This window comes from Microbacterium sp. AG238, from assembly GCF_003610405.1.
Lineage (GTDB): Bacteria > Actinomycetota > Actinomycetes > Actinomycetales > Microbacteriaceae > Microbacterium.
Window position 1 is genome coordinate 1,712,464 of the sequence record NZ_RAQC01000001.1, and the last position, 14,434, is coordinate 1,726,897.

General features: G+C 71.1%; 15 protein-coding genes. 1 reads left to right on the forward strand and 14 read right to left on the reverse strand.

The features are described 5' to 3' along the window. Window positions 1-22: 22 nt before the first annotated feature. From lysS to tilS, 13 genes are all read right to left on the reverse strand, one after another. Window positions 23-1,540, reverse strand: a complete 1,518-nt coding sequence (gene lysS / locus DEU36_RS08015; protein WP_120263687.1) for a lysine--tRNA ligase — start codon at window positions 1,538-1,540, stop codon at window positions 23-25. Between the two features lie 84 nt (window positions 1,541-1,624). After that, complete coding sequence (locus DEU36_RS08020) at window positions 1,625-2,263, reverse strand: SUMF1/EgtB/PvdO family nonheme iron enzyme (protein ID WP_120263688.1); 639 nt, start codon at window positions 2,261-2,263, stop codon at window positions 1,625-1,627. Next, window positions 2,260-2,964 carry a DUF2520 domain-containing protein gene (locus DEU36_RS08025; protein WP_120263689.1) on the reverse strand — a complete coding sequence of 235 codons (705 nt, stop codon included), beginning with the start codon at window positions 2,962-2,964 and terminating at the stop codon, window positions 2,260-2,262. The genes DEU36_RS08020 and DEU36_RS08025 overlap by 4 nt, the downstream gene beginning before the upstream one ends. Then, entirely contained in the window at window positions 2,961-4,748 is a 1,788-nt protein-coding gene (locus DEU36_RS08030) for a PH domain-containing protein (RefSeq protein ID WP_220700905.1), read from the reverse strand. The genes DEU36_RS08025 and DEU36_RS08030 overlap by 4 nt, the downstream gene beginning before the upstream one ends. Continuing rightward, window positions 4,745-5,353, reverse strand: a complete 609-nt coding sequence (locus DEU36_RS08035) for a PH domain-containing protein (RefSeq protein ID WP_120263690.1) — start codon at window positions 5,351-5,353, stop codon at window positions 4,745-4,747. The genes DEU36_RS08030 and DEU36_RS08035 overlap by 4 nt, the downstream gene beginning before the upstream one ends. Continuing rightward, the gene (locus DEU36_RS08040; protein WP_120263691.1) at window positions 5,301-5,789 is read right to left on the reverse strand and encodes a DUF3180 domain-containing protein; all 489 of its coding nucleotides are present in this window, start codon (window positions 5,787-5,789) and stop codon (window positions 5,301-5,303) included. Before DEU36_RS08040 ends, DEU36_RS08035 begins: the two co-directional genes overlap by 53 nt. After that, window positions 5,786-6,334, reverse strand: a complete 549-nt coding sequence (folK, locus tag DEU36_RS08045; protein ID WP_120263692.1) for a 2-amino-4-hydroxy-6-hydroxymethyldihydropteridine diphosphokinase — start codon at window positions 6,332-6,334, stop codon at window positions 5,786-5,788. The genes DEU36_RS08040 and folK overlap by 4 nt, the downstream gene beginning before the upstream one ends. Further along, on the reverse strand, window positions 6,331-6,699 hold the full coding sequence (gene folB / locus DEU36_RS08050; protein WP_120264443.1) for a dihydroneopterin aldolase: 369 nt from the start codon (window positions 6,697-6,699) through the stop codon (window positions 6,331-6,333). The genes folK and folB overlap by 4 nt, the downstream gene beginning before the upstream one ends. After that, a complete protein-coding gene (gene folP, locus DEU36_RS08055; RefSeq protein ID WP_120263693.1) occupies window positions 6,696-7,532 on the reverse strand; it encodes a dihydropteroate synthase in 837 nt (278 codons plus the stop codon). The genes folB and folP overlap by 4 nt, the downstream gene beginning before the upstream one ends. Then, complete coding sequence (folE, locus tag DEU36_RS08060) at window positions 7,529-8,119, reverse strand: GTP cyclohydrolase I (protein WP_023952933.1); 591 nt, start codon at window positions 8,117-8,119, stop codon at window positions 7,529-7,531. The genes folP and folE overlap by 4 nt, the downstream gene beginning before the upstream one ends. Before the next feature lie 9 nt (window positions 8,120-8,128). Next, complete coding sequence (gene ftsH, locus DEU36_RS08065; RefSeq protein ID WP_120263694.1) at window positions 8,129-10,144, reverse strand: ATP-dependent zinc metalloprotease FtsH; 2,016 nt, start codon at window positions 10,142-10,144, stop codon at window positions 8,129-8,131. An 84-nt stretch (window positions 10,145-10,228) separates the two neighbouring features. Continuing rightward, window positions 10,229-10,780 (reverse strand): hypoxanthine phosphoribosyltransferase, encoded by a 552-nt coding sequence (gene hpt, locus DEU36_RS08070; RefSeq protein ID WP_120263695.1) that lies wholly within the window; start codon window positions 10,778-10,780, stop codon window positions 10,229-10,231. A 9-nt stretch (window positions 10,781-10,789) separates the two neighbouring features. Continuing rightward, on the reverse strand, window positions 10,790-11,791 hold the full coding sequence (gene tilS, locus DEU36_RS08075) for a tRNA lysidine(34) synthetase TilS (protein WP_120263696.1): 1,002 nt from the start codon (window positions 11,789-11,791) through the stop codon (window positions 10,790-10,792). 528 nt (window positions 11,792-12,319) lie between these two features. Here tilS and DEU36_RS08080 point away from each other — a divergent pair. Beyond that, window positions 12,320-12,853, forward strand: a complete 534-nt coding sequence (locus DEU36_RS08080) for an inorganic diphosphatase (protein ID WP_120263697.1) — start codon at window positions 12,320-12,322, stop codon at window positions 12,851-12,853. Between the two features lie 79 nt (window positions 12,854-12,932). On the opposite strand, the gene DEU36_RS08085 is transcribed toward DEU36_RS08080, so the two are convergent. Next, complete coding sequence (locus DEU36_RS08085; protein ID WP_259455275.1) at window positions 12,933-14,363, reverse strand: M23 family metallopeptidase; 1,431 nt, start codon at window positions 14,361-14,363, stop codon at window positions 12,933-12,935. Window positions 14,364-14,434: the final 71 nt, after the last annotated feature.

Sequence of the window (14,434 nt, forward strand, 5' to 3'; positions counted from 1 at the left end):
TTTCCCCTCGCAGGAACCGCGGCTACTTGACCAGGGGGAAGAGGATCGTCTCGCGGATGCCGAGGCCCGTGATCGCCATCAGCAGGCGGTCGATGCCCATGCCCATGCCGCCGGTGGGCGGCATCCCGTGCTCGAGCGCGCGCAGGAACTCCTCGTCGACGCGCATCGCCTCGTCGTCGCCGCGGGCGCCGAGCTTGGCCTGCTCCACGAAACGCTCGCGCTGGATGACCGGATCGACGAGCTCGGAGTACCCGGTCGCCAGCTCGAACCCGCGCACGTACAGGTCCCACTTCTCCACGACTCCCGCGATCGTGCGGTGCTCGCGGACGAGCGGTGACGTGTCGACGGGGAAGTCCATGACGAAGGTGGGCCGCTCGAGCCCGCCCTTGACGAAGTGCTCCCAGAGCTCTTCGACGAGCTTGCCGTGCGTCGCCACCTTCTCGGGCACGACGACGCCCACCTCCGCCGCGAGCGCCTGCAGCTCGTCGAGCGAGGTGGCAGGGGTGATGTCGCGCCCCGCGGCGGCCGAGAGCGAGTCGTACATCGAGATGCGGTCCCAGTCGCCGCCGAGATCGAACTCGGTGCCGTCGGCCCACGTGACGGTCGTCGACCCCGCGACGGCCACGGCCGCGTTCTGGATGAGCTCCTGCGTCAGATCGGCGATGCCGTTGTAGTCGCTGTACGCCTGGTAGGCCTCGAGCATCGCGAACTCGGGGCTGTGGGTCGAGTCGGCACCCTCGTTGCGGAAGTTACGGTTGATCTCGAACACGCGGTCGATGCCGCCCACGACGGCGCGCTTGAGGAACAACTCGGGCGCGATGCGCAGGAACAGCTCGGTGTCGAAGGCGTTCGAGTGGGTGATGAACGGGCGCGCGGCCGCGCCACCGTGCTGCACCTGCAGCATCGGGGTCTCGACCTCGAGGAAGCCATGCGCCTCGAAGGTGCGGCGCAGTGAAGCGTTGACCTTCGCCCGGGCCACGACGGTCTCGCGCGCGGTGTCGCGCACGATGAGGTCGAGGAAGCGCGAACGCACGCGGCTCTCCTCGCTGAGCTCGGAGTGGAGGTTCGGCAGCGGCAAAAGGGCCTTCGACGCGATCTGCCAGCTGCTCACCATGATCGACAGCTCGCCGCGGCGGCTGGAGATGACCTGGCCGGTGACCGAGACGTGGTCGCCCAGGTCGACGAGCTCCTTCCACGCCTGCAGCGACTCCTCGCCGACCTCGGCGAGCGAGACCATGGCCTGGATGCGGCTGCCGTCGCCGGCCTGCAGCGACGCGAAGCACAGCTTGCCGGTGTTGCGGCTGAACACGACGCGCCCCGCGACCGATGCGACCACGCCGGTCTCGGCGCCCGCCTCGAGGTCGGCGTAGCGCTCGCGCAGCGAGGGGATCGTGTCGGTGACGGCCACGGCGACGGGATAGGCGCCGCCCGCGGCATCCGCTCGCTCGCTCAGCAGCCGCTCGCGCTTGGCGAGGCGCACGGCCTTCTGCTCGATGACGTCGTCGGCGTCGTCGACGGGGGGCACGGGCGCGTCGCTCATGGCAGAAAAACTCCTCGGGATTCGACGTGCCAGTCTACCGAGCGCGTCACGCGTGCTTGGCGATACACCCGCCGGACCGGCCCCCTACGCGATCGCCCCGCGGGCAACTCGCAGTCCGATGTCGTCGTGAGCGCTGTCGGGGCGAGCCCCGCGGCGCGTGCCGGCCCGGACGGTCGTCGCGGCGTCGGCGAACCCGCCCCCGCGGAACACGCGGTCGCGCGACCCCGTGTCGGGGGCGAAAAGGTCCCAGCACCACTCCGAGACGTTGCCGAGCATGTCGAACAGGCCGAAGAGGTTCGGATGCCGCCCGCCCACGTTCTGCGGCGACGAGAGGTTGTCGGCAGCGGTCCAGGCGATCTCGGCGAGCGGTCCGTACTGCGCGGCCCGCGAGCCCGCGCGGCAGGCGTACTCCCATTCGCGCTCGGTCGGCAGCCGGTACCCGTCGGAGTCGTCGTACCAGCGCACCTCGTCGCCGTCGACCGCGTAGGCGGGATCCAGTCCCTCCCACTCCGACAGCGCGTTGCAGAACCGCACCGCGCGCAGCCACGACAGCTGCACCGCCGGACGCCGTGGGTACCCGGCCGTCACCCCGAGCACCTCGCCGAGCTGTTCCTCGGTCACGGGGTACACGCCGATCTCGAAGGACTCGACCCACGGCGCGCGGCCGGCGCCGGCGACCGGCAGCTGACCGGCGGGGATGCGGGTGAGCTCGAGGTCGCTCACAGGAGCTCGTCGTCGGGGCTCGCGCCCCGCCCCGCGGCGGTCAGCGCACGTTCGACGGTCGAGTGCACGAGGGTCGAGAGGAAGCGGCCCGGGTTGGGCACGCCGGCATCCTCGAGCAGGGAGGCCGACTGCTGCACGATCGAGGCGGCGAACTGGGTCGCGGTCGCGATCGCCTCGCCGTAGGCGGGCCGGTCGGCATCGGCGACGACGACGGGCTCGCAGCCCAGCTCGACGGCGAGAGCCTGTCCGATCGGCAGGACGGCGGCCGGCGCTGTCACCGCGGCGTACGCACCCGTGAGCTGGCGCAGGTCGAGGGTCGATCCGGTGAAGGCGATGGCGGGATGCACGGCGAGTGGGATGGCTCCTCGCGCGGCGGCCGGCGCGAGCACGTCGAGACCGTGCCCGGGGTCGGTGTGCAGCACGAGCTGCCCCACCTGCCAGGCTCCGAGCTCGGCGAGACCGCTCACGAGCGGGCCCAGCTCGTCGTGGGGCACCGCGATGACGACGAGCTCGCTGCGGCGCACGACCTCGTCGGCGTCGAGAACCGGGACCCCGGGGATCACCGCGTCCACGCGCTCGCGGTCGGATCCCGCGGTGACACCGGTCAGCGCGTGGCCGGCGCCCGCGAGCGCGGCACCGATCACGGGTCCGACCCGGCCGGCTCCGATGATGCCGACGCCCAGGCGCGAGCTCGCGCTCATCTGCCCTCCCCCGCGGTGTCGTCCGCGCGCGGCGGCACGTACGGCGGCGGGGGCACGGCGCCCGGCGGAAGCTCGGTCGCGCCGACCGGCGGGGGCAACGGCACCGACGTTCCGGGCACGGCGAATCTCGCCTGCTCCGGGCTCGGCGAGGAGAGCACCGGCTCAGCGGCATCCGTCGTCTCGGCCCAGCGGTGCGAGCGGTCCGATGCGGCGGCCGAGACCGCCAGCTCGGCGACCCGCTCGAATGCCGCGATCACGTCGTCGCGGTCGATGCCCGCGACCGCGGTGAGCACCGGGCCCGACACCGTGTGAGCGCGCAGAGACGCGACCCGCAGCGCGCGTGAGACCGGCCCCTGGTGCAGCGCGACCGACTGCAGCCGCGCGAGCGGCAGCACCGCGAGCATGCGCCAGATCAGCCCGCGCCGCAGCATCAGCAGGTCGCCCGTGATCGCGAGGCCGTTGCGCCGCCACGACAGCGGACGCACGATGCGTGCTCGTCGCGGCGTCGTCACGTATCCCCCGGCGGACGAGCCGCCGAGCACACCGTCGCGGACGATCGCCGCGCGCTCCTCCTCGGCGACCGACGGCAGGATGAGGCCGAGCACCCGCTCGACGTCGGCGAGCGTGCCGACGGGGAGGACGGTGGTGAACTGATCGGTCGTCGTGTCGGACGCGCTGCGGCCGGTCATGCGGTTGATCCGCACCGTCCACCATCCGAACCCGCGCCAGAGGATGGACTGCGTGATCTCGACCGCGTGGATGCGCCCGGGAGGCAGGATCTCCGACACGGTCGTGAGCAGACCGAACGTCACGCGGACACCGTCGCGCGTCGGCGCGATGGAGTACCGCAGCGACCGCACGATCGTCCGCACCCAGTAGGCGCCGAATCCGAGCAGCGCCGGGAAGTAGGCGAACAGCACCCAGAACACACCCTGCGACAGCGCGATCGCGAGCGCGGTCGCGCCCGCGAGGATCACGACGGTGCCCCAGCTGGCGAATTGCGACCCGATCAGGCGGCCAGCCGGGATGCGCACGACGGACTCGGGCTCGGCGGCATCCGCGTCGTCACCCTCGATCAGACCGGTGAGGCCGCGAGCGACGGTGTCGGCGACCGCGATGCGCGCTCCACCGGCGGCTGCCGCGGCTGCTCGCTGTTCGGCGAGGCGCTGCCCCGAGGCCAGCCGCAGGATGTCGGCGCGAATCGTCTCGGCGTTGCCGGTCGAGAGGTATTCGAGCTTGACGTTCGCGTCGGCACCCGCGCCGACGATCTCGAGCTTCGCGGCTCCGAGAAGTCGCGCGACCGCGGGCCGGGTGAGGTTGACGCCCTGCACGCGGTCGAGCGGCGCGCGGCGCTGGGTGCGCGAGAGGATGCCGCTGCGCACCTCGACGTCGTCCTCGGTGATGCGGAACGTGTGGAACCGCCACGACAGGTAGAACGCCCCGATGATGACGGCGAGCACGCCGACGGTGACGAGCAGGGCGATGAGGACGAGGTTGTTGGCCAGCACCCACCCGATCGGATCGCCGGCCGCCTCGTACTCCTCCCACTCGTCGATCGGAACGTCGGGGGCGAAGGCCGGCACGAAGATGCTGATGAGCCGGTCGCGCATGTTCGCGACGACGATGCCGAGCACGACGAGCAGCGCGAGGCCGCCGCGCAGCAGCGGTGTGAGCGGATGCAGCCGGTGCCACTCGCCGTCGCTGAGAGGCGACCGGACGAGCGCGGCGGGCGGGGCGGATACCCCGGCGTCGGCCGTAGGCGGGTTCGGGACGGGGTCGGTCACAGCCCGGTCCGCCGCGATTCCGCCACCGACATCAGGTGGTCGCGCAGCGCCTCGGCGGCCTGCTGCGTGAGGCCCGGGATCACGACCCCCGTCGCTGCGGCGGCCGTCACGAACTTCAGCTGCGCGATCCCGAAGCCGCGGTCGAGCGGCCCGTGCGTGATGTCGACGAGCTGCATGCGGCCGTACGGCACGGCGACCATGCGCTGCCACAGGATGCCGCGGCGGAAGACGAGGTCGTCCTCGCGCAGCTGATAGCCGATCGAGCGCACCTGGCGCGGCAGGATCGCCATGCCCGCGAGGGTCAGCACGATCAGGATGATGCCGGGGATGAGCGCCCATCGCTGGTCGGCCACCAGGAGCAGCACGAGCATCACGGCGACGATGATCGCCAGGACGAAACCGTTGCTGATCAGCTGAACGGCGAGGTACTTGCGCGAGATCTGGTGCCACACGCCCTGCTCGAGAGCGAGACGTCCGGCCCCGCGGGGCTCGCGGATGCGGTCATAGGTGCCGGCATCGAGGGTCGCGTCGATCGTGCCGGACTCCGCAGCGTCAGTGGTGGGAGGGAGTGGCGTCGGGCTCGGGTGGTCCGGGCTGGTCGTCATCGTCGTCCTTCCGAATGGTGCAGAGCTGTTCTGCGATCACGCCGGCCGCCACGAGCACCACGGCTCCGACGATCGCGGCGACGACCGCTCCCGTTGAGCCTACTGACGGCGGGACGGGCCGTGTGAGAAGGAAGAGCAGGAGACCGACGCCGATGCCGCCGACGAGCGCTCCGACGATGCTCGACGCCTTCGCCAACATCGCGACGCGAACCGCCCGGAACGGGTCGACCCGCGGAGCCTGGCCCCGGGTCGCCCGGCGGATCGGGAGGGCGAGGGCGATGACCGAGACGCCCAGCAGCACGAAGAGCACGGGGAGCATGACCGACGGAGTGAACGTCGCGCGGCCCGCGCCGGTGAGCAGCTGGTCGATGACGAACCCCGCGGCGATGCCCAGCACTGCCGCGACGACGAGGGTCGCGGGAGATGTGCGTCTCACGATGCACTCCCGGTCAGACCCGCCAGCAGCGCGTCGACCCGGCCGCGGCCGGGAAGCACGGCCTCGGGGTCGACGGCCAGCCACGGCCGGAGCACGAAATCGCGCTCGTGCGCGCGCGGGTGCGGCAGCACGAGCGTCGGGGTGTCGCAGACGACGTCGCCGTGTGCGATGAGGTCGAGGTCGAGCGTGCGATCCTGCCACCGGGCCTGATCGGCCGTCCGCGGAGCGCGACCATGGCGCTCCTCGATCGCATGCAGATAGCCCAGCAGCACGCTGGGGGCCAGTCTCGTGTCGATGAGGGCGACCGTGTTGAGATAGGCCGGGGCCGCGGCATCCGGACCGTCGAGGGTCAGCGCGACCGTCTCGATCGGATCGGCGGCTCGCGCGACCCGGGTCAGGGGCAGCCGGTCGAGGTCGGCGATCGCGTGCTCGACCGTGGCGGCCCGGTCGCCGAGGTTCGCGCCGATCGCGACGACGGCTCGCCGCGTCAGCGCGCTCTCGGTGGGGCGGGGCTCGGGCGATTCCTGGGCGAGACGGCGGCTCATCGGTTCTCCCGTCGGCGGGTGAGGGTCACACTGACGTCACCGAAAGGCACCGCGATGGGCGCCTGCGGCTTGTGCACGGTCACGGCGACGGCATCCACGCGGTCGAACGCGAAGGCCGCGCGCGCAATGCGGTCGGCGACCGTCTCGATGAGGTCGGCCGGCTCGCCCGACAGGATCGCGGCGACTCTCTCGGCCAGCTCGCCGTAGTGCACCGTATCGGCCACGTCGTCGCTCGCCGCGGCGTCGGCCAGCGACAGTTCCAGCTCGACGTCGGCGACGAACTCCTGCCCCTCGCGCCGTTCGTGCTCGTAGACCCCGTGATACCCGACGGCCCGGATGCCGCGCAGCGTGATGCGATCGCTCATGGGGCCCCCCGCCACCGAGAGCGCACCGCCAGCGCGTCGCGTGTCGACTCGACGTCGTGCACGCGCACACCCCACGCTCCCACGTCGGCCGCGAGCACGCTCGTGACGGCGGTCGCGAGATCGCGCCGCGCCATGTCGGACGCGTCCGCTGCGTCGGCCCCGACATCCCCGCTGCCCGGGACGTCTCCGATGGCCTCGCGCAGGAATCCCTTGCGGCTCGTGCCGACGAGCACGCGCTTGCCGAGCCCGACGACACGGTCGAGGTGGTGCAGCACCGCCCAGTTCTGGTCGCCCCGCTTTCCGAAACCGATGCCGGGGTCGAGCACGATGCGTGAGGGGGCGATACCTGCCGCGATCGCAGCGCCCACGCGCTCCTGGAGCTCGGCGATCACTTCTCCGACGACGTCCTCGTACCGGGCGGCGGCGTACATGTCGGTCGCGTGTCCGCGCCAGTGCCCGATGACGACATCCGCGTCGGATGCCGCGACCGCGGCGAACATCTCGGGGTCGGCGAGCCCACCCGAGACGTCGTTGATGATCCGGGCCCCCGCCGCGACCGCGGCCGACGCGGTGCCGGCGTTCATCGTGTCCACGCTCACCACGATGCCCCGCGCCGCGAGCGCCTCGATCACCGGGACGACGCGCCCGCGCTCGACGTCGGGCTCGACGCGCTCGGCGCCCGGCCGGGTCGACTCGCCGCCGACGTCGACGATGTGCGCGCCGGCGCGTCGCAGAGCCTCGGCGTGACCGATCGCGACGTCGAGGTCGAGGTACCGACCGCCGTCGCTGAACGAGTCGGGCGTGATGTTGAGGATGCCCATGATCAGCGTCATGCTGCGCCGCCCGAGATCAGCGCGATCAGCTCGGCCCGCTCGGCCGGCTCGGTGTAGACGCCGCGGGCGGCGACCGTCACGGTCGAGGCATCCGTCTGTCGTCCGCCGCGCATCGTGACGCATTCGTGGGCGGCATCCAGCACGACCAGCACGCCGCGCGCATCGAGCGCACCCGCGATCGTGTCGGCGATCTGCTCGCCCAGGCGCTCCTGAACCTGCGGTCGCGCCGCGAGCGTGTCGACCACCCGCGGCAGCGCGCCGAGCCCGACCACCTGCTCACCCGGCAGGTACGCGATGTGGGCGTGTCCGGCGAAGGGCAGCAGGTGGTGCTCGCAGAACGAACGGAACCGGATGCCGCGCACCATGACAGCGCCCGACGGCAGCGTGTCGGGAGCGGGGCCCCGCGCGACCGAGATCGTGTGCGCGAGCGGTTCGGCAGCGTCGGCGCCCACTCCCGAGAAGAACTCGGCATACGCGTCGGCGACCCGCTGCGGGGTCTGCTTCAGCCCGGGACGGTCGGGGTCCTCCCCGATCGCCTCGAGCAGGTCGCGCACGAGGGCGGCGACGCGTTCGCGATCGACGGCCACGCCCCGAGCCTACGCGGTCGCGGGTCGCGCCTGCCCCGAGGGGCGACGGTGCGGGGCACGCTCGGCGGCGGTCTCGGTCTCCGTCTCGGCGACGGCGGATGCCGCCAGCCCGGCCTCTTCGCGACGCTTGGGAACGTCGATCGGGGGCAGGGTCGACACCGGACGATCCTGGCTCGAGAGCCACTGCGGGCGCGGCGGGAGCTTCTTGATGTCCTTGAAGATCTCGGCGAGCTGCAGGTGGTCGAGGGTCTCCTCTTCGAGGAGGGCGAGAGCGAGCTTGTCGAGGACGTCGCGATTGGCGTTGATGACCTCGTACGCCTCGTTGTGCGCCTGCTCGATCAACAGCCGCACCTCGGCGTCGACCCGCTCGGCGATGCGCTCGGAGAAGTCACGGCCGTGACCCATGTCGCGACCCATGAACACCTCGCCCGACGACGACCCGAGCTTCACGGGGCCGACCTCGGTCGTCATCCCGTACTCGGTCACCATCTTGCGGGCGATGCCGGTCGCCTTCTCGATGTCGTTGGAGGCACCGGTCGTCGGGTCGTGGAACACGACCTCCTCGGCGACGCGTCCGCCCATCGCGTAGGTGAGCTGGTCCTGGAGCTCATTGCGGGTCACGGAGTACTTGTCTTCGAGCGGCAGCACCATCGTGTAGCCGAGCGCCTTGCCGCGCGGGAGGATCGTGACCTTCGTGACCGGGTCGGAGTGGTTCATCGCCGCCGCAGCGAGGGCGTGACCGCCCTCGTGATAGGCCGTGATGAGCTTCTCCTTGTCCTTCATGACGCGCGTGCGACGCTGCGGACCGGCGATGACGCGATCGATCGCCTCGTCGAGGGCGCGCATGTCGATCAGCTGCGCGTTCGAGCGCGCGGTCAGGAGCGCCGCCTCGTTCAGCACGTTCGCGAGGTCGGCACCGGTGAAGCCCGGGGTCTTGCGAGCGATGACGGCCAGGTCGACCGAGGGAGACAGCGGCTTGCCGCGGCCGTGCACCTCGAGGATCTTCTGACGGCCCTTGAGGTCGGGGGCGTCGACGCCGATCTGACGGTCGAAGCGACCCGGACGCAGCAGCGCGGGGTCGAGGATGTCGGGACGGTTGGTCGCCGCGATGACGAGCACCGAGACCTTCGGGTCGAAGCCGTCCATCTCGACGAGCATCTGGTTGAGCGTCTGCTCGCGCTCGTCGTGACCGCCGCCCATGCCGGCGCCGCGGTGGCGACCGACGGCGTCGATCTCATCGATGAAGATGATGGCGGGTGAGTTCTCCTTCGCCTCCTTGAAGAGGTCGCGAACGCGGCTCGCGCCGACACCGACGAACATCTCCACGAAGTCCGAACCCGAGATCGAGTAGAACGGCACACCGGCCTCGCCCGCGACGGCGCGTGCGAGGAGCGTCTTACCGGTTCCGGGAGGGCCGTACAGCAGCACGCCCTTCGGGATGCGGGCGCCGACGGCCTGGAACTTCGTCGGGTCCTTCAGGAAGTCCTTGATCTCCTGCATCTCCTCGATGGCCTCGTCGGAGCCGGCCACATCGCCGAAGGTGACCGTCGGGGTCTCCTTCGTGACGAGCTTCGCCTTCGACTTGCCGAACTGCATGACGCGGCTGCCGCCGCCCTGCGCGCTCGACATCAGGAACCAGAAGAGCAGGCCCAGCAGCACCAGCGGCAGCATGAGCGAGAGGAATCCGTCGAACCACGTGGCCCGCGGCACGACGTCGTTGTACCCGTCGGCGGGGTTCGCCGCGTCGACGGCCGAGACGACCTCGTCGGCACGCGCGGAGGTGTAGTAGAACTGCACCTGCTTCGAGCCCTCGAAGTCGTCGGAGAGCGTCAGATCGACGCGCTGATCGCCGTCCGTGGTCTGCACCTTCGTGACGGTGTCGCCCTTGAGCAGCTCGAAGCCCTGCTGGGTCGTGATCTGCTTCGCGCCGGTGAGGCTGGAGATCAGCATGAAGCCGATCAGCAGCAGCGCGCCGATGAGCAACACGTACATCAGCGGGTTGCGCGTGACTTTCTTGACGTCCATGGTGCGATCAGGCTACCCCGCGCCGACTATGCGGGCTCTGTGCGTTCGTTTTGGGCGTACCGGGAGCCGCCACGCGAAGCCCGCTCAGCTGTAGACGTGCGGCGCGAGGACCGCGACATCCCGCAGGTTTCGATACTTCTCGGCGTAGTCGAGGCCGTAGCCCACGACGAAGTCGTTCGGGATGTCGAAGCCGACATAGCGGCAGTCGATCTCGACCTTCGCGGCTTCGGGCTTGCGCAGGAGCGCCAGCACCTCGAGCGACTCGGCGCCGCGCGACTGGAAGTTCTCGAGCAGCCAGCTGAGGGTGAGGCCCGAGTCGATGATGTCCTCGACGATCAGCACGTGCTTGCCGTGCAGGTCGGCGTCGAGGTCCTTGCGGATCTGCACGACACCGCTCGACTTCGTGCTCGCGCCGTACGACGACACCGCCATCCAGTCCATCGTGATGTCGCGCTTGAGCGCGCGGGCGAAGTCGGCCATGACCATCACGGCGCCCTTGAGGACCCCGACGAGGATGAGCTCCTTACCCTCGTAGTCGGCCTCGACCCGGGCGGCGAGCTCGGCGAGCTTGGCCTGGATCTCCTCCTCCGTGACGAGGACGTCGGTGAGCTGGTCGGCGATCTCGGCAGCACGCATGCGACGAGTTTAGGCGCCGCTCCCGCCCGCCGAGAACTCGATGAGCCGGCCGACGCGGCGGGCGCGGCATCCGGGAAGGTCGATCGGTCCCTGACCGGAGTAGTCGGTGACGAGCCGGGCGACCTCGAGGGTCTGGCTGCGCGTGAGGCTCTCGTGGAACTCGCTCTGCACGACGAGCCGGATGATGCGGTGGCGCAGCGCCGGAGGATTGGCGGCGAGCGCGGCGACCGAGATCGCGATGCCCGCCTCGGCCGGCTCGACGATGTCTTCGATCGTCTCGGCGATCATGTCGTCGAACGCCTGCGCGTCCTCACGCAGCTGCTCGGCCGTGCGGGCCAGCGCCTCGGCCACGCCCGGGCCGAGCTCTGCTTCGAGAAGCGGCAGCACCCGCTCGCGGACCCGCACCCGCCGGAAGCGGTCGTCGTGATTGTGCGGGTCGAGCCACGGGTCGAGCCCGGCCGCCGCGCATGCGGCGAGCGTGGTCTCGCGGCGCACCCCCAGCAGCGGCCGAAGCCAGCGCACGCCGGAATCGTCGTCGGCGCGGTCGGGCGCCATGCCCGCGAGACTCGTCGCCCCGGCGCCGCGCGCCAGCCCGAGCAGCACCGTCTCGGCCTGATCATCGAGGGTGTGACCGAGCAGCACGGCGGCGGCGTTCGCGTCGCGCGCGGCATCCCGCAGCACGCCGTAGCGCGCCTCGCGGGCCGCAGCCTCCGGGCCTCCCGCGGTACCGACCTCGACGCGCACGACCAGCGGATCGAGTCCGAGGCCCGCGGCGGCGCGCGCGGCCGTGAGAGCCACCTCGTCGGAGCCGGGCTGCAACCCGTGGTCGACCGTGAGCGAGGCGGCGCGCAAACTGAGCTTCGGGGCCTCGAAGGCTGTTGCTGCGGCGAGGGCCAGCGAGTCGGGCCCGCCCGACAGCGCGACGATGACGGTGCTCCCGGAAGGCAATGCCGACAGTGACGCCCGCACGGCACGACGGACCTCGGCGATGGCGGGGCTCAGCGACGGCACGCCCCTACGGTAGCCGGGCTCGTGCCGATGGCGGGCTCGGGCGGGGGTCGGGTCGTGCCGGGGTCGTGCCGGGGTCGGGGTCGTGCCGGGGTCGGGGTCGTGCCGGGGTCGGGGTCGTGCCGTCAACAGGCTGAGCACGTTGCGCGGCCCGCCCGGCAGCCTCAACCCGACGCTGAGCCTGCGGACGGCACGGCCGGCGGCACGGGCCCGGCCTCGGGGCGGTGGCGGGCTCGTGCGAGGGCCGAGGTCGTGCGAGGCCGGGGTCGGGGTCGTGCCGTCAACAGGCTGAGCACGTTGCGCGGCCCGCCCGGCAGCCTCAACCCGACGCTGAGCCTGCGGACGGCGTGGGGTGCGGGCACCGGCCGGACACTGACCGTCATCCGCTGGGCTCGTGCCGTCGACAGGCTGAGAGCCTGCGGCAACGCCGCCGCAGGCGCGAAATCCGGGCTGAGCCTGTATACGGCACGGCGGGCGCCGCGAAGTAGGCTGGACGGCGGCATCCCACCGTCATATCGAAGGAGCACACGTATGGGCGCGTACGACGCCGTCATCGAAATCCCCCGCGGCAGCCGCGTGAAGTACGAAGTCGACCACGGCACCGGCCGGGTCTTCCTCGACCGCGTGCTGTTCACGCCGATGGGATACCCCAGCAACTACGGCTTCTTCGAGAACACCCTCGGCGAAGACGGCGACCCGCTCGACGTGCTCGTGCTGCTCGACCGCGACATCTACCCCGGCGTGCTGGCGAAGGTCCGCCCCGTCGCCGTGCTGAAGATGAGCGACGAGGCCGGCGGCGACGACAAGGTCGTGGCCGTGCTGGCGAAAGACCCGCGGTGGGCCCACATCCAGGATGTCGGCGACATCGACGACTGGACCAAGAACGAGATCGGCCACTTCTTCGAGCACTACAAGGACCTCGAGCCCAACAAGTGGGTCAAGGTCGACGAGTGGGCCGGCGCCGCCGAGGCCGAGCGTCTCGTCTCCGAGGCGTTCGAGCGCTTCGAGGAGCACGAGGGCCAGACCAAGACGCAGGGTGAGGGCGAAGCGCCCAACTCGCTCTGAGTCTCAGACGAACGAAGGAGGGGCGGATGCTGCAGCATCCGCCCCTCCTTCGTTGTTCCGGGCTCGTGAGCGCTGAAGCTCAGACCGAGATGCCGCGATCGCGAAGGAACGGCGCGGGATCGATGCGCTCACCGTTGCGGTAGATCTCGAAGTGCAGGTGGCAGCCCTGCGAGATGCCGGTGTTGCCGGCGTAGGCGATGACCTGTCCGGCCGAGACGCGCTGTCCGTATCCGACGTTGAAGCCGCCGTTCTGGATGTGCGCGTAACCGGAGATGATGCCGCCGCCGTGGTCGACCTTGATGTAGTTGCCCCAGCTGTTCGTGTAGGCCGCGAAGACGACGGTTCCGGATGCCGCGGCATAGATCGGGGCGCTGCATCCGCCGGCGAAGTCGATGCCGCGGTGCCCGCTGGTGCACACACCGCCGGAGCAGATGGTGCCGCGGTTGCCGTACCAGGAGCTGATGTAGCCGGGACCGGGGCGTACCCAGCCGGAGGGCTGAACCTGCCCGGCGCCGCCCCCACCGCCGCCGCCGCCCCCACCGCCGCCACCGCCGCCACCGCCACTGTTGCCAGCGGCGGCTGCCGCGGCTGCGGCTTCCTGACGACGACGCTCTTCCTCGGCGGCACGACGGGCCGCCTCTTCGCGCTCACGGCGACGACGCTCCTCGTCGCGACGGCGCTGCTCTTCGACTCCGGCCTGGTAACCCGCGACAGTCGTGGCCGTCTCGTCCTTGAGGGCGGCGAGCTGTGCCTCGAGGGTCGCCATGTTCGCGGTCTGCTCTTCGAGGGCCGCCTGAGCGGCCGTCGCGGCTTCCTGCGCCGCGATCATCTTCTGCTCGGCTTCGACCTTCAGACGGTCGCGCTCGTCGCGGGCCACACCAGCCTGATCGCTCAGGCTCTGGGCGGTCTCGCGGGCGGTGACGGCATCCGTGTAGACGCCGCGGTTAGCCTGCAGCAGCTTGTCCATCGTGCCGAGACGAGCCAGCAGGTCGTCGGCGCTCGCAGCGGAATCGGAGAAGAAGAGCTTCAGGCTCGTGTCATCGCCGCCGTTGCGGTACAGCTGAGCGGCGAGCTTGCCGGCGCGGCGTGCGGCCTCGAGAGCCGCGGCGGACTGCGCGTCGGCCTGATCCTGCAGCGAGGTGGCGCGGGCGCTAGCGTCTTCGAACGCTGCCTGGGCCTGCGCGTACTCTTCGCCCAGACGAGCCGCCTCGGCCTGCTTGTACGCGACATCCGCGGCCAGGTCGGCGATCAGCTTCTCGATGCGCGAGATCTCCGCGGCCTTCGCGGCCTCGTTGCCCTTCGCGCGCTGCACGTCGTCCCACGACGGGTAGCCCTCGATTCCGAAGGCGGAGGGGATGCCGGGGGCGAGGAACGCCGTCGCTGCGACGAAGCCGACGGCGCCGAGGCCGAGGGCGCCGCGGCGCGAGATCAGCTGCGAGAGCTTCTTGCTCTCTGCGGGTGTCGGGGCGCAGCCGCAGTCTTCGGGGGAGTCGAGGCTCTCGTATCGCACGCGGGTGAACCTCCATATCGCGTGAGCAACTTCGTTCACAGTAGCAACACACGTCACATCACCGGAAGCGT

Excerpts from the sequence above, each read along its gene's own strand:
- lysS (WP_120263687.1), bottom strand. The coding sequence starts at position 1,540 with ATGAGCGACGCGCCCGTGCCCCCCGTCGACGACGCCGACGACGTCATC.
- DEU36_RS08025 (WP_120263689.1), bottom strand. The coding sequence starts at position 2,964 with ATGAGCGCGAGCTCGCGCCTGGGCGTCGGCATCATCGGAGCCGGCCGG.
- DEU36_RS08035 (WP_120263690.1), bottom strand. The coding sequence starts at position 5,353 with ATGACGACCAGCCCGGACCACCCGAGCCCGACGCCACTCCCTCCCACC.
- folK (WP_120263692.1), bottom strand. The coding sequence starts at position 6,334 with ATGAGCCGCCGTCTCGCCCAGGAATCGCCCGAGCCCCGCCCCACCGAG.
- folB (WP_120264443.1), bottom strand. The coding sequence starts at position 6,699 with ATGAGCGATCGCATCACGCTGCGCGGCATCCGGGCCGTCGGGTATCAC.
- folP (WP_120263693.1), bottom strand. The coding sequence starts at position 7,532 with ATGACGCTGATCATGGGCATCCTCAACATCACGCCCGACTCGTTCAGC.
- ftsH (WP_120263694.1), bottom strand. The coding sequence starts at position 10,144 with ATGGACGTCAAGAAAGTCACGCGCAACCCGCTGATGTACGTGTTGCTC.
- hpt (WP_120263695.1), bottom strand. The coding sequence starts at position 10,780 with ATGCGTGCTGCCGAGATCGCCGACCAGCTCACCGACGTCCTCGTCACG.
- DEU36_RS08080 (WP_120263697.1), top strand. The coding sequence starts at position 12,320 with ATGGGCGCGTACGACGCCGTCATCGAAATCCCCCGCGGCAGCCGCGTG.